This is a genomic window from Desulfosarcina sp., from assembly GCF_041551955.1.
Taxonomy (GTDB): domain Bacteria; phylum Desulfobacterota; class Desulfobacteria; order Desulfobacterales; family Desulfosarcinaceae; genus Desulfosarcina.
Genome location: NZ_JBFELV010000087.1, coordinates 1 through 14,949, shown reverse-complemented (window position 1 = coordinate 14,949; position 14,949 = coordinate 1). Strand labels below are relative to the sequence as shown.

General features: G+C 47.8%; 14 protein-coding genes and 1 tRNA gene. 12 read left to right on the top strand and 3 right to left on the bottom strand.

What is annotated here, in order from left to right; genetic code table 11:
* The 8 genes from ABYV26_RS09035 to ABYV26_RS09000 form a co-directional block, all read left to right on the top strand.
* A partial coding sequence (locus ABYV26_RS09035) for a hypothetical protein (RefSeq protein WP_372680228.1) occupies positions 1-338 on the top strand: 338 nt, incomplete at its 5' end.
* The gene (locus ABYV26_RS09030; RefSeq protein ID WP_372680226.1) at positions 331-843 is read left to right on the top strand and encodes a sensor histidine kinase; all 513 of its coding nucleotides are present in this window, start codon (positions 331-333) and stop codon (positions 841-843) included. The genes ABYV26_RS09035 and ABYV26_RS09030, both read left to right, overlap by 8 nt.
* A gap of 190 nt (positions 844-1,033) precedes the next feature.
* Positions 1,034-2,008, top strand: a complete 975-nt coding sequence (locus tag ABYV26_RS09025; protein WP_372680224.1) for a diguanylate cyclase — start codon at positions 1,034-1,036, stop codon at positions 2,006-2,008.
* Between the two features lie 16 nt (positions 2,009-2,024).
* Complete coding sequence (locus tag ABYV26_RS09020; protein WP_372680222.1) at positions 2,025-2,459, top strand: PilZ domain-containing protein; 435 nt, start codon at positions 2,025-2,027, stop codon at positions 2,457-2,459.
* 252 nt (positions 2,460-2,711) lie between these two features.
* Positions 2,712-4,286: an ATP-binding protein gene (locus ABYV26_RS09015; RefSeq protein ID WP_372680220.1), complete on the top strand. Its 1,575-nt coding sequence runs from the start codon at positions 2,712-2,714 to the stop codon at positions 4,284-4,286.
* A gap of 2 nt (positions 4,287-4,288) precedes the next feature.
* On the top strand, positions 4,289-5,659 hold the full coding sequence (locus tag ABYV26_RS09010) for a sigma-54-dependent transcriptional regulator (RefSeq protein WP_372680219.1): 1,371 nt from the start codon (positions 4,289-4,291) through the stop codon (positions 5,657-5,659).
* 349 nt (positions 5,660-6,008) lie between these two features.
* Complete coding sequence (locus ABYV26_RS09005) at positions 6,009-7,703, top strand: putative bifunctional diguanylate cyclase/phosphodiesterase (protein ID WP_372680217.1); 1,695 nt, start codon at positions 6,009-6,011, stop codon at positions 7,701-7,703.
* Positions 7,704-8,104: 401 nt separating this feature from the next.
* Complete coding sequence (locus ABYV26_RS09000; RefSeq protein ID WP_372680215.1) at positions 8,105-8,851, top strand: enoyl-CoA hydratase/isomerase family protein; 747 nt, start codon at positions 8,105-8,107, stop codon at positions 8,849-8,851.
* Positions 8,852-9,029: 178 nt separating this feature from the next.
* Here ABYV26_RS09000 and ABYV26_RS08995 read toward each other — a convergent pair whose 3' ends face one another.
* Positions 9,030-9,737, bottom strand: a complete 708-nt coding sequence (locus ABYV26_RS08995; RefSeq protein WP_372680213.1) for a hypothetical protein — start codon at positions 9,735-9,737, stop codon at positions 9,030-9,032.
* A gap of 134 nt (positions 9,738-9,871) precedes the next feature.
* On the opposite strand from ABYV26_RS08995, the gene ABYV26_RS08990 reads away from it, so the two are divergent.
* From ABYV26_RS08990 to ABYV26_RS08980, 3 genes are all read left to right on the top strand, one after another.
* Positions 9,872-10,882, top strand: coding sequence for a PLP-dependent cysteine synthase family protein (locus tag ABYV26_RS08990; RefSeq protein WP_372680211.1), 1,011 nt, complete (start codon positions 9,872-9,874; stop codon positions 10,880-10,882).
* A gap of 90 nt (positions 10,883-10,972) precedes the next feature.
* A complete protein-coding gene (locus ABYV26_RS08985) occupies positions 10,973-11,500 on the top strand; it encodes an acyl-CoA thioesterase (RefSeq protein WP_372680209.1) in 528 nt (175 codons plus the stop codon).
* A gap of 113 nt (positions 11,501-11,613) precedes the next feature.
* Positions 11,614-12,402 carry a PhzF family phenazine biosynthesis protein gene (locus tag ABYV26_RS08980; RefSeq protein WP_372680207.1) on the top strand — a complete coding sequence of 263 codons (789 nt, stop codon included), beginning with the start codon at positions 11,614-11,616 and terminating at the stop codon, positions 12,400-12,402.
* A 111-nt stretch (positions 12,403-12,513) separates the two neighbouring features.
* Here the strand turns inward: ABYV26_RS08980 and ABYV26_RS08975 are convergent, their stop codons facing one another.
* Positions 12,514-13,494 (bottom strand): transposase, encoded by a 981-nt coding sequence (locus ABYV26_RS08975; RefSeq protein ID WP_372680205.1) that lies wholly within the window; start codon positions 13,492-13,494, stop codon positions 12,514-12,516.
* A 273-nt stretch (positions 13,495-13,767) separates the two neighbouring features.
* Positions 13,768-13,854: transfer RNA gene (locus ABYV26_RS08970), tRNA-Leu, on the bottom strand.
* A gap of 105 nt (positions 13,855-13,959) precedes the next feature.
* On the opposite strand from ABYV26_RS08970, the gene ABYV26_RS08965 reads away from it, so the two are divergent.
* Complete coding sequence (locus ABYV26_RS08965; RefSeq protein WP_372680203.1) at positions 13,960-14,907, top strand: bifunctional riboflavin kinase/FAD synthetase; 948 nt, start codon at positions 13,960-13,962, stop codon at positions 14,905-14,907.
* The last annotated feature ends 42 nt before the right edge of the window (positions 14,908-14,949 follow it).

The window sequence follows — 14,949 nt, the reverse complement described above, 5'->3', positions numbered from 1 at the left end:
TTATGCCAAGGATAATTACAAAGTTTACAGAAAATATTAGAGATAGATACGAGTTCGCTAGAACAAATATTTCTAGAACAGCAATTTTACATCACAGTGCTCTTGTTTTAATTGTTCTAGTTTCTTTAGTTGTTCGTCTCTATCCCTTTTTGAAATTTGAAGTTAAATTGAAAGCTTTTGACCCATATTCTCAGCTTAAAGCAGCGCGATATATTGAAGCAAATGGAACCCATCGAAAAGAATACCAAAAGGATGATGAACATTATCGATCATCTGAGAACATTTTCGCGTCAGTCAAAAGCCAAGCATTATGCGTTGGACGTCAATCAGGTGATTGAAGAATCATTTCTCATGATCGGCGAACAGCTGCGATTGAGAAACATAGAAATTAAAAAATCACTATCTCCTGCGTTGCCGAAGATCAAAGGTGATGCGAATCAGCTTGAACAGGTTTTTCTTAATCTGATTACCAATGCACGGGATGCCATTTCGGAAAATAAGGATAAACCCAAAAACGGCACCGCCGACTCGATTGAAATTATAACCCAGCCATCCGAAACCGATGAAAATGGTGTCGAAATCATATTCAAGGATACCGGCAAGGGCATAAATGAAGCGGATCAGAACAATATATTTGATCCTTTTTTCACCACAAAAGAGGTGGGAAAAGGCACCGGTCTGGGGCTTTCGATCAGTTACGGACTGATCAGCGACCATAACGGACAAATTGAAATTGCCGAAACCGGACCGCAGGGGACGAGTTTTAAAATCACACTCCCGGTCGCAGGATCAGGCAAAAAAGATGAGGCCCTCGATGCAGAAAAGTATAAAAAAACGGCATAATCTCACATCCCCTCATCGCAGCAGACACCCGTCCACCGGGCTCGTCCATGCAACCCCTTTTATTGCGGGGACGATGACATCCGGAGCCAGTTCGGTGATTGTACCTTTGCAGGGGTCAGCTATATTGGCGTGTGCCGGGAACAAAAAATATTAAAGACCCTGCAATTAAGCAACGAATTTGGAGAAATCCATGAAAGAAACCATATTAATCATCGAAGATGAAGAAGACATTCTTGCTTTGCTGTCGAGTTTGCTGGAAAGCGAAGGGTATACCATCATAACCGCCACCAACGGGTTGAAAGGGCTTCAAGAGTTTCAGGCGCATAAGCCGGGTTTAATTCTTAGCGATGTCAGAATGCCGGTTATGGACGGAATTGAAGTCCTCAAAAAAGTCAAAACCCGAGAGACGGACACTGAAGTTATCATCCTGACTGGACACAGCGATGAAGCGACGGCAATAGACTGCTTGAGACTCGGGGCCTATGACTACTTCCGCAAGCCGTTGGAAGATATCGATGTATTATTGACTGCTGTGTCCCGGGTTTTTGAAAAAAGAAATCTCGAACAGAAAAACCGCTCTTTAGTCAGGCAATTGGCAGAACTGTCGACAAAAGACCCACTGACCGGCCTTTACAACTATCGCCACCTTCAAACCTGCCTTGACGAAGAGATAGATCGATCCCGGAGATACGGTCACTCATTTTTTATTTTAATGATAGATGCCGATCATTTTAAGAACATCAATGATGCCCACGGGCATCTGTTTGGGGACTACGTCCTGAAAAAACTGGGTCAACTCATTTCCACAGAGCTTCGATCGACGGACCGGCTCTTCCGCTACGGCGGAGAAGAGTTCTTAGTGATAATGAATGAGCTGTCTAAAACCGAAGTCGTGAATGCCGTCAACAGACAATTGGCATTTATACGCAACCACACCTTCATCTACGAGGGGCAAAAGGCTAAAGCCACCGTCAGTATGGGCGGCGCCTTTTTCCCGGAAGATGCCGATGATAAGGTGAGCTTGATTCAGGCTGCCGACCAGGCCCTTTATCGAGCCAAAGAAGCGGGCAGAGACCGATTTGAATGCTGTTTCAATTTGCCGGATCTACCATCAGAACCAAAACTTGAAACACCCATAATGGAAAAAGTTGATTCGCATCGTTAAATTAAGGGATACAACAATGGAAAAAATGATATCGCGAAGATCCCACGAACGGTTCAAAGTCAGAGATGGCGCATTTGCTGTGCTATATCCGCATTCATCCAAATTGGCCCAAATCATAGACATCAGTATGACGGGGTTCTCCTTTCGTTATAGCGACAGTCCCTTCATCGACAATGACAGAGACGGGCAGATTTTCCTCTATCATGATCACCGTCAGCGCATTAACGATTTTTCCACGTTTGATATTTTTTTAGTCGACAGCGGCATTTATTTGGATCAAATCCCCTGTAAAATTGTATCCAATATCGAAATCGAAGCGCTGGATGCTGCCAGTTCGATATCCATGCGACGATGCTCTATCCAATTTGACGGGCTTGAGTCCGAGCAAATATCTGATCTGGAATATTTTATTAAAAATTGTACCTTGAATCCGAATGCCGACAAAATCTGAGATTACCAAACAGCCCCCATGCTAAGGATTCACCTGAAAGAGTGGCAGACAATCGCTGCTTCCGCTATCAAACCGGTGGTAATATCGGATCTTAAATAATTGAAAAATACGACAACTGTCTTGAAAAATTGCACACTTCCATGAGATACTGATTTATCCGGCTGATATTTTGCAAACGAATAATTATAGTGTTTAAATAACGACTTCGGGATCTATTTTCGAACCCTTGAAACGCTGTTTATTTGAAATCAGATGAATAATAAAATTCTCATAATTGATGACGATATCGAAATCTTAGACATGCTCGATACTATTTTATCGAACGAAGGTTATGAAGTCCTCCGAGCTGAAAGTGGAAAGGAAGCTATTTCATTGCTCCAATCTGACCCGGTCGATCTGGTCATCACGGACATGAGTATGCCCGTCATGGGAGGATTGGAGGTCTTGGCGGCGGTTAAACAATTAGACGAAAATATGGAAATAATTGTGCTGACCGGGGACGCCACCCTTGAAAATGCGGTCCAGGCGTTAAAAGAAGACGGAGCCTTCAATTATCTCACAAAACCACTTGAAAACATTGAAGAACTTTTAATCTCGGTCAAGCGTGCGATTGAAAAACGAAAATTACGTTCGGAAAACAAAACGCTAATCGAAGAATTGAAAAATGAAGTTGAAGAACGGATAAAGGTGGAGAGACAACTTGTACAGAGCAAGACGAATCTGCAATCCGTCTTTGATGGGATTTCAGAACCGTTGATCATGGTAGACCGCAAAATGACCATAAAGGTCCTGAATGAGCCGGCAAAAAACTACACGCAATTATCACGCTATCAGGACATCTTGGATAAACCGTGTTTTAGCGTGTTGGCAGGCAGATCGACGGCTTGTAAAGACTGCAAACTTCTTCTGGCGATGTCAAGCGGAAGCCCAACCACGTTTGAACGAAACGGCTTAAAAGACAAGGCGCGGGTCGAGGAAGTCGTAATTTACCCGATACAAAATAAGATGGAGAACGAAGGAAACGCAATTATCCGCATCAGTGACATCACTGAACAAAAAAAAATAGAGGAACAATTAATACGCACCGACCGCCTTTCCTCTTTGGGACAACTTTCAGGCGGCATCGCCCATGAAATTCGAAATCCGTTGTCCAGTATTAACCTGTTTACCGATATTTTATGCGATGAGGAAAAATATGATCGTACGGCTCAGGAGAATGAGCTGTTTGATGAGATTAAAGATAACATCAATCGGATTGAAAAGATCATTAAACAGGTGCTCGATTTTGCCAAACCTCCCGTAACGACCTCAAATGAAATCGATCTGAATGAATTAACGCAGGAAAGTATCAAGTTCTGGGCATCTAAGTTAAGAAAATCAGGTATACGTCTCAATCTAAACATAAAGGACGGTCTGCCTCCGATTCAAGGAGACGTCATCGGCCTGCAGCAAGTCATCAATAATGTGATTTTAAACGCCATCGAGGCCATGGAAAAGGGTGGTGATATTAACATTAGTATTTCCCAAGGTGTACCGTCGACCGGTGAACACAAAAGCGTGGTTTATTTAAAAGTCAGTGACACCGGTCCCGGCATCTCCAAAAATCATCAGGAAGATATATTTAACCCTTTCTTCACCACCAAGGCAACCGGTACCGGCTTAGGATTAAGTATCTCACACCAGATCATAAAGCGCCAGGGAGGCACTTTTACAGTTGAGAGCAATCCGGACGCAGGAACGACCTTTATCATCGAACTGCCGGCAGCCGATTCCAAGAGAAAAACAACCCATACGCCTTCTTTTAAGCGTTGCAGTCGGGCAAACTAATTTTGGATTCTAAAATACTCATTGTAGACGACGACAAAAGCATCAGAAAAGCGCTTTCGCTGGTGCTCGGGGACAGATACGGCGTCATCACAGCCCAAAATAGCGCTGAAGCATTGGCCCTTTTCCCAAACGAGAGCCCGGATGTTGTTCTGCTCGATGTCGGGCTACCGGAAATGGACGGCGTTGAGGTGCTCAAAAGGCTAAAAAGTATCAGCCCGGATGCGACGGTGATCATGGTCACCGCAGTTGAAGAGGTGACAACGATTGTAAATGCGATCAAGCACGGCGCTTATGATTATCTGGTCAAACCGATTGATTCTCAGGAACTTTTGCTGACAATAAAGCATGCGCTTGAAAACAGAGATTTGAAGAATCAGATCAAAACGATACAAAAACCTCGTGTCGACAAGTATAATTTCGACCTAATCGGCAACAACACCAATATTAAAGATGTCGTAGAAATTGCCAAAAAAGCCTCCCAAAGTCCCGACACACCAATATTGATCACCGGTGAAAGCGGCGTCGGCAAAGGCGTATTGGCCAAAGCAACGCATTATAGCACGTGTGAGATACCGGGGCCTTTCATTACGGTGAACTGTGGAGCGATCACTAAGGACCTGGTGGAAAGCGAACTCTTTGGCTACGAGCGTGGCGCTTTTACCGGGGCCAGGGCTGATGGACGAAAAGGCCGCTTTGAAGAAGCGGCCGGAGGGACATTATTTTTAGATGAAATCGGCGCAATGCCCCTATCCGCCCAGGTGAAATTATTGGCTGTTCTGGAAGACCGTGCCTTCTACAGAATTGGCGGAAGCAGGCAGATAAAAGTATCAGCGAGGATTATTGCGGCCACGAATACAAACCTGGACAAGGCGGTTGACAAGGGTGATTTCAGGCGCGATTTGTTTTTTCGACTCAATGTCGTACGGCTTGATTTACCGCCATTGCGGGAAAGACAGGAAGATATCATCCTCCTTACCCGGCATTTCATTAACCAGTATAATCAAAAATTCGGTAAAAACTTTAACGAAATCACTCCTGACGCGCAGTTGTTCCTGAGGTCATATCAGTGGCCGGGTAATGTCCGCGAATTGCGCAACACCATCGAACGGATTATTCTAATTGAAACTGGAAATATTCTAACAAAAGAGCACTTCCATATTCTTGGTCCACGAAATGATATTCAGATTGAAGCAAAAAAGCCGCAGGTGGCGGGCAATGAACTGGATTACTATCAAGCCACCAAATCTCTGATCAGAGAAGCCATCAAGACGGCCGGGGGAAATATAACTGAAGCTGCCCGCCTGATGAACATGCCGCCTCACAAATTGCGTTATCGGATAAAAAAATACGGTCTGGCGAATGAGCTGAACTGACCGAAACCGATGACCGTATCAACGCCGCACCATGATTCCTATCTTTCAGCGAGACAATTCGAATATTCTTAAATGGGCGACAATATTATCAAGTTGTTAACCTACCGTTTTTTTTACTTTTTTTACACCTCGTCGCCCGGCACTTGAGATCGGCTATCAATATTTCCACACCGAACGGGTGAAGCCCTTCATCGGTTAGGATCTCCTCTGATGGATGAGATATCCTAAGATGATGAAATTGTATTATATTTAAAGAATACGATATTTTATTTCTACTTGTGGCATGAATGGTGCTCTTTTTGAGGATATAATACGTTATCTGCATACAAAGGAGTGAAAATAGGACGCAATGGAACGTATCTTAGTCATTGATGATGAGGCTTCTATTCGTAAAGCGTTACAGATCGGGTTAACTTCAAAACACTTCGAGGTGGATCTGGCCAGTGATGGTCTTAACGGTATCCAATTAGGTCACCATCGAGCATATGACATTCTTATTGCCGACCTGTCTCTCCCAGATATTGATGGGCTCGAGGTCATTAAGCGACTGAAGCATTCAACCCCTGAAATCATTCCGATTATTATCACAGGCAAAGGGAGCATACAAACTTCTCTTGAAGCCATAAGGCTTGAAGTCAGTGATTACCTGGAAAAGCCACTCAGCCTCGCATCCGTCAAAGAGGCAATTTCACGAGGACTGGAAAAACGGGATCAGAGGCGCAAAACCATTGAGCATAAAGTCCACCAGAAGCTCCTTTCGGATTCACTTACCGGTCTACCCGACAGATCTTTATTCATGGATCGGTTGAACAGAGCGATTGCCGCAATCGATCGATATGAAGATCGTTCTTTTGCACTCTTATTGATTGATATCGACCAGTTTAAAGGAGTCAACGATGCTTATGGCCATCGTGTCGGCGACAGGGTATTATCCGAATTGTCCAATCGCTTTAAAGCCTGTATCCGCCTTACCGATACGGTTGCACGCATGGACGGCGACGAGTTCGCCGTTCTGGTCGAAGAATTCGATAGTACCGAAAAAGTGGTCGAGGTCGCTGAACGCTGTCAGAAAATGGCGCAGAAGGTTTTCTCCATCGATGGCATTAAAATTAATCTCCGTACCAGTATTGGAATAGTTGTCAAAACGACCTTTTATGAATCGCCGGATGATGTCCTGCGAGATGCTGAAATGGCCTTGACCTATTGCAAAGAACAGGGCGGTGGAATCATCAAGGTATTTGAAAAGATGTTTCTTGAGCAAGCTATCGAGTCACTGCAGTTGGAAAATGGGTTGCGGTTGGGAATTCAAAACCAGGAATTTACGATGCAGTACCAACCGATTATTCGAATCAATGATATGCGAATGGTCGGATTAGAGGCCCTGATCCGCTGGCATCAGCCCGAGCACGGAATAATTTATCCGGATGAGTTTATTCCCAAAGCTGAAGAAATTGGCCTGATCAATCAGATTGGCAACTGGGTTCTCAGCGAAAGCTGTCGCCAAATTAAAGAGTGGCAGCTCATTGAACCGGGTTTTGATAAAATGTGCTTGAACATCAACATTTCCGGCCAACAGTTTTTGCATCCGGGATTTATAAATAGCGTCAAGGATGTCATCCATGAACATAGCCTCGATCCTGGAAACCTGAAGTTAGAACTCACCGAAAGCGTGTTGATGAAGGCTTCTAAATCATCAACTGAAACGCTAATGGCAATGCAGAATATCGGCATCAAGCTGGTTATTGATGATTTCGGCACCGGTTACTCGTCCTTCTCATACTTGCAGCAGTTTCCGTTAGTTGAATTAAAAATCGGCAAGTCCTTCATCCAGAAAATGGTAGACGATAGGGAATCATTCGAAATCGTCAGATCGATAGTGGGTCTGGCCAATAGATTAGGCCTCCATACGGTCGCCGAGGGTGTGGAAACTAAAGAACAATTTAACAAGGTCAAGCACCTTGGTTTCGACATGGTACAAGGTTTTTTTATTGCCAAACCGGTAAACGCAAAATCCGTGATCAAATACGTTAAAAAATTTCATTAACACCCGAGCTGAGCGATTGTCGAGTTTGCCGCGGATACAAGGAAGATGTCTTTCCGCAATAGCCGCCTATGCGGGATGATACCTGACGCCGTAGATGGGGGTAAGATGGGCAATCCCACCGGGTTTGCTATGTTGAAGTCGGCAAGTGACATATCCCATACTTAATGTAGTGATTTTCAATAAAAACCGAAATGGGAAACGCTCAGCTTGGTAACCAAAACCCGGTTCATATGGGACAACCGATATCGTCCGTTTACTATCCAGGGCATGCTGCCGTTGAGCCATATATATCGTCGTGTAAACCCACCCGCGGCACGCGCTTTTTGATAAAATTGTAAAAAGTTTAAATCTCTTCTATAATCCTCGCAGAAACTTAACTTCCTTAGTCGAAAGGATTCAACATGCTGACAGTGACCAAAGAATTTCATGATCACATCGCCATCTTAAGATTGAACAGGGGGCCGACCAATCCGATCAACTCGACGATGGTCGACGAATTATCCCAGGCCCTGGCCACGCTAAAAGGGACTGCGCGAGGGATGGTGCTTTGCGGCGGGGAGCAGTTCTTCAGTGTCGGTTTCGATCTGCCGGAGGTACTGAAACTCGACCGGCCGGCAATGGGCGGTTTCCTAAAAAGATTCAACCAATTGTGTCTGGACCTCTTTTCCGCTCCTTTTCCCACGATATGTGCGTTGTCCGGCCATGCGGTAGCCGGGGGCAACATCCTCGCTCTGGCTTGCGATTACCGGTATGCGTCATCCGAGGAGAAGAAAATCGGTTTGAACGAATTGCAGCTTGGGCTTCCGGTCCCGTATCTGGCGGATATGATGCTCAGGCATACCATCGGAAACCGCTACGCGTCACAGATGCTTTACAGCGGCGAGTTCATGTCCTTCTCCGATGCCAAGATCATCGGGCTGATCGATGTCGTCGGCCCACCCGATGAACTCGAAGATTTTACGATAGAACGGCTCTCCCAAATTGCAAGTTTTCGGAGCCAGGCCTTCTCGGCTGTCAAGGCCAATAAAGTCGAAGAAATTTTAAGTCGGTTCGAGAAAAGTCACCAATCAAAAAATGAGCTGTTTCTCGATTGTTGGTTCAGCGATCCGGTTCAAAAGAACCTTCTGGAAGCGTCGGTGAAATTTTAACGCGGGATTGACCCTTCAACCTCGGCGCTGATGATCGGGGTCTCTGTTTCGCTCCGACAAGGGGCGAGGGATGCGCTCGCAATTGCGGTTCATAAACAAAAAACCGACTGATAACCACCTTTTTTCCTCGCGCGGGAGACTCCGCATCCTTAAGGCGGTTGGGCGAGTTCTATTGCCTTCAGTAATTTAAGATCCGCCATTCGCCCATTATGCTGGAAAAAGTAATATAGTAAGTAATCTCATTGGATTGTCCCCCGCGGGTCTCATTTCGCCGGATGCGAAATTTTGCAAAATCATCCGCCATCGATATTTCTTGGATCGGATTCATCTCGAGCGCCATCTGCCGCATGCGCGTCTTGCCTATGGCGTTGTACATGCTTTTTTTCTGTTCAGCCACCCGTGGGCTGAAGCATGCCACTGCCCGATCGATGTCTCCCGCGATCATTGCGCCGACATGCTGCTGCCACGTGCTCACAGGCGTCGAAAACCGCGGGTCGGGTGCCCAGGATAAAATATCTTCAATTCCGTAGGCCTGTTTCAAAATTTTTTCATGATAGCGTAGCTCCGCTTCGGACGGACAGTGATTTTCCGGGTCGATGAATCCGTTGGCTATGAGTATGTCAGCCGTCTCTATATCCCGGTATGATAATTGACAGTACGCCGGCATCGGGTTACTGGCCTTTTTTTTGGATCGATCCGGTGATGTTTTGACCTCGGGGTATCGCACCACATCTACCCGCTGATCAGCAGGAATGCGGCCTATATCATCGGTGAACAATATATTGCCGTGCGCATCGGTATACTTGTATATGTCTGAATGGGATAAATGGGTAAACGCCATGATTACAAAAAAAGACAACCAACAACTGATAAAGCGCTTGTTCATGGCGTGCCACCCTTGTTTAGCGGTTCGCCGGTCAAACCTTTTTGACGGGCGCGTATACCGGCAGCGAGCCGCCATTCAACGGCGTCGCACGAATCCCATCCGTTCAATATTTGAGCCAGAAAGAAGTGCTTCATATGATTCGACAGTCAACCATGCTGGAACAGAACGAAGGGAGTTACATGAACCAACAATACCAACCGCTTGTCTCGGCGATCGAAGCCATCGGAAACACCCCCTTGGTCCGATTATCTCGACTCACGAAAGGGCTGGATGGTCAAATTTTAGCTAAACTCGATTATCTCAACCCGGGCTTGTCAAAAAAGGATCGCATTGCCAGACAAATCATCCAGGACGCGGAATCGGAAGGCAGGCTAAAACCAGGGCAGACCGTGGTCGAGCTGACCAGCGGCAATACGGGGACAGGTCTGGCAATTGTCTGCGGCATCAAAGGATATCCCTTCGTGGCCGTGATGTCCAAAGGCAATTCCATGGAGAGAGCGCGAATGATGTCCGCGCTCGGCGCAGAAGTTGTCCTCGTCGATCAATTGCCAAACGCCCAACCGGGCCAGGTTTCCGGAGGGGACCTGGAGCAGGTCGAAATTGAGGCTCAGCGCATCGTTGCCGAGCGCAATGCCTTTCGTGCAGATCAGTTTCGCCTGTCAGGCAACTTCCGCGCCCACTATTTACACACCGGCCCTGAATTTATAAGGCAATCCGGTGGAAACATCGATGCATTTTGTGATTTCGTAGGCACGGGTGGCTCATTCGCTGGATGTGCGGCCGCCTTCAAAGCACAGAACCCGTCGATACGCTGTTTCGTGGTGGAGCCGGCGGGTGCGGCCGTGCTTGCCAATGAGCCAGTCACCTACCCTAACCACCGAATTCAGGGAGGCGGCTATTGCATGCCCCATTTACCCCTGGTGCAACCTGATCACATCGATGGTTATCTTAAGGTGACCGACAGCCAAGCCGTTGAACTTGCACGCAGGCTGGCGCGGGAAGAAGGTATTTTCGCCGGATTCTCATCCGGAGCGAATGTGGCTGCAGCGCTTCATTTGCTGCAAACCTCCTTCAAAGGCAAAACCGTTGCCGTGATTCTGTGCGATTCAGGCCTGAAGTATCTGAGCACAGACCTGTGGGGCTGAGCGGTCCTGTTTTAAGTCGAACGGGCGTGTACTCACGGTCTTGATGGCAATCTGGCTGACCACCAACCCTGAACTTATGGGAGCGAGCAAATGATACCTGATACTGCGTGTGGATACTGGGATAAAATGAAAACCTGCCAGGTGGCCATGGCAGATATCACCGAACTTCCCAGCTATCATCGGCAGACGATCCCTGAAGCGTACATGGACAAAATGGGCCACATGAATGTTCGCTATTACATGACCGTATTTGACAGGGCGACGTGGCGCATGTTTGCGGATTATGGACTGGACGACGCCTATTTCAGCACGACAGGCAACGGGGTTTTCATGCTCAAACAGTTCATCCAGTATTTCGCCGAAGTCAGGCCGGACGAAACCGTTGTTGTTTATACCCGTATTCTCGGCCTGACCGATAGACGCATTCAATTGATGCATTTCATGGCCAACCAGGACACCAATGAATTGGCGGCCGTTATTGAATCGTTGATTACGCACGCCAATCTGAAGGTCCGCAGGGCGGCCCCCCTGCCTTCTGAAATAGCCGGCAGACTGCGTTCCCGACTGGATAAAGATCAGCACCTGAACTGGGACGCCCCGGCTTCGGGTATGGTGTAATGTGCGTCCGAAATACGGGCTTGGGGGATGGGCAGATTTAACATCCCGTATTGGAGGCCATAATTATCAACAGATTTCGAAAATTACTTGTTATCCGACAAAGGAGATGAATCATGAGGCTTCCCATCTATCAGGTCGATGCCTTCACGGGTCGGTTGTTCGCGGGAAATCCTGCCGCCGTGGTACTGTGTGAGTCCGAGCTTCCCATTGAAGCCATGCAATCCATTGCAGCGGAGAACAATCTGTCTGAAACCGCCTTTGTCGTCCTCACTGGCAGCAGCCATCAAATTCGCTGGTTCACGCCGACCGTCGAGGTGGATTTATGCGGACATGCTACACTGGCCGCCGCCCACGTGATATTTAACCATCTCAAATTCTCTGGGAAAAAGGTTTCATTTTCCTCGAAGAGCGGCCCATTGCCTGTTCGACGAGATGGCGGGATCCTGTATCTGGATTTTCCTGCCGATGCAATTGCGGCTGTGGAACCCATGGAGGCGTTGATCAGCGGACTGGGTGTCATGCCCGCCGAACTATACCGAGGCCGTGATGATTTTCTCGCCATATATGAAAATGAGGACACTATCGCCAGGCTGGACCCGAACATGGCTATAATTTCCAAGTTGCCCGCAAGAGGAGTCATCGCTTCAAGTGCTGGGGACGAAGTTGACTTTGTGTCCCGATTTTTTGGCCCTCAGTCAGGCGTGCCCGAAGATCCGGTAACCGGCTCGGCCCATACCACCCTGATCCCTTATTGGTCAAAAAAACTGGAGAAGACGCAACTTCGGGCAAGACAGATCTCCAGGCGGGGCGGAGAATTGGCATGCCAAGATCTGGGTCAACGGGTCGAAATTGGCGGACAGGCGGTCACCTATCTCGTGGGAGAAATATTTTTGGATTTTTAAGCCAAGCCCATTTAACACCAACCATTTATTGTTAACCCATCTTCAACTCCTTCTTTTCGGGGCTACATGCTTGGGGGTCATCAACCTTGGGGGTCAAACCTTGCTTGGGGGTCAAGTCTGCTTTTGACTCTTGTGGATGCTTTTCGTCAATTGTTCAATCCGTTTTCCAAGTTTCGAATCGTCATCGATCTGCCGTTTCATTCTTTCAACGATGCTGCTGACCGAACTATATTTTTCAAGGTTGAATTGATCTCCGATTTCCTTAAGTGTGTCATGGCGCATCTTGCGCACTAAGTAAATAGCGCTATTTCTGGGTTCGTTGAACACCCCCCGCTGCGATTTGTAAAGCCCATCGGGTTGGATTCTGTAGAAATCGCAAACGATTTGATTGATCAATTCCACCGATGGGGCGAGTTTTTTTGATTCAGGCACATCTTCGTGCTGCTTCAGGTTGTAGTATTTTCCTTTGACCCAATCCAGGAAATCCGCGGGGCCTATCATTGACGGCCATTTTTTTTCGTCGATAACTGAGGCCACCGATTCTCCACCGCCAGCATCCATGTACTTGCGGTAGTGATATATCCCCCGCTGTCTGTTTTCGGTCAACAACGAGTAGATAAATGCTTTGTTCAGCCATTCCCATTTTTTTGCACCAGACAAATAGGCCTTGTGGCTGCTCCAGGCATAGGCCTCCGGTTTATCGGCAAGACCGGCTTTTACCGGATTGCGATGAATATATCGCACGAGTTGCAACAGGTAGGCATCAGCACTAACGAGAATGGACTTATAGCGCCCCTTGAAAAGTTGCCCTTCGCTGTGATGCCGGCTGTTGAATCGTTGGGTGTATACGCCGTTGATGTGGCGCATGCATCGGGCGATATTGGCATCGGGAGTTTGAACCAGCAGGTGATAGTGGTTGGGCATCAAACAATAAGCGGATATTCGCAGGTTCCACATCTCTGAGGATTCCATCATTACCTGGATGAAAGCCTGAAAGTCGTCTTTGTCGAAAAATACCTTTTCCGATCTTCGGCCCCGGTTCATGACATGATACCAAGCGTCCGGATATTCGATTCTTAAAGGGCGGGACATAGTGAAGAAGATAACAAAATATCAGATAAGAGTCAAAAGCAGACTTGACCCTTTATCTGACCCTTTATTTGCAAAAACAGCTTGGCCACAGTAGCATTTCGATCACCATGGACATATATTGACATTGGATTCCGACGCAGGGCAGGCAGGGGCTGGAGGCGGCGTTCGGCGAGGGTGCGGTTGTACCAGATCGTGGCGATAAGCCACATAAAATCGCATATCAAAAAAAAGGGTCTCAGTAAATCACTGAAACCCTTTCGGATAATTAAAAAGTGGTGCCGAAGGGGAGACTCGAACTCCCACTGGGGAACCCCAACTAGACCCTGAACCTAGCGCGTCTACCAATTCCGCCACTTCGGCACGTTCCAGCCTGATTTCAAAAGGGTTGATTTCAAACTGAAGATGCACTAACTATATTTTTTTGTTTTTCGTGTCAAGCCCATTCTTCCGGTTGGTTGAAAGATCATGAAAATTATACAAGACATCGAAACCATAAAAGAACCATTCAAATCTGCTGTGATCACCATCGGCAATTTCGACGGTGTTCACATCGGCCACCAGGCTCTTTTTCACGAGGTGATCGAAAGGGCCGAGACCATGGACGGTACCGCCGTCGCCATGACCTTCGATCCCCACCCCATCCGGGTGATCACCAGAAACGGCCACCCCCCCCTGATCACCCTGTATGAGCAGAAAGCGGAACTGATCGAAAAAGCCGGCATCGACGTGCTGATCTGCATCCCCTTCACCATGGATTTTGCCGCCTTGTCGGCGCGGACCTTCGTCGAGGAGATCCTGGTGAAACGCATCGGGATGAAGGCCATCGTCGTCGGCCAGGACTATACTTTCGGCAACAATCGCGAAGGCAACGTGGATCTGCTGCGGCGATACGCGGAGGAGTTGGGCTTTACGGTGATCGTGGCGGACTGGATCCAGTCGTCCACCGTCGACAACGATCGCATCAGCAGCACCGCCGTCCGGGAACTGGTCATGGACGGCCAGATCGAAAAAGCCGCCAAGATGCTGGGCCGCAACTACCAGATCCGCGGCACCGTGGCCCACGGCCGGGACCGGGGCGGCAAACTGCTGGGCATCCCCACGGCCAACATCAATCTGCAGGACGAACTGTGCCCCAAGGTCGGCGTGTACGCCGTGATCGTCCATTACGACGGACAACGCTATCCGGGGGTGGCCAACATCGGCTACAGCCCCACCTTCGACGACCATGTATTTACCGTGGAGGCCCACATCCTCGACTTTAAAAAGGACATTTACGGCCAAAAAATCATGGTCAACTTTGTCCAGCGCTTAAGGGACGAAAAAAAGTTTTCCGGCATCGCCGAGTTGGTTGAGCAGATCGACCGGGATATCGTCGAGGCCAGGCAGATTCTGGCCCCCCATTTTGAAAGCTAGACCGACAGCAGGTTGGACCGTGCGTCAATCCCCCCGGGCGTG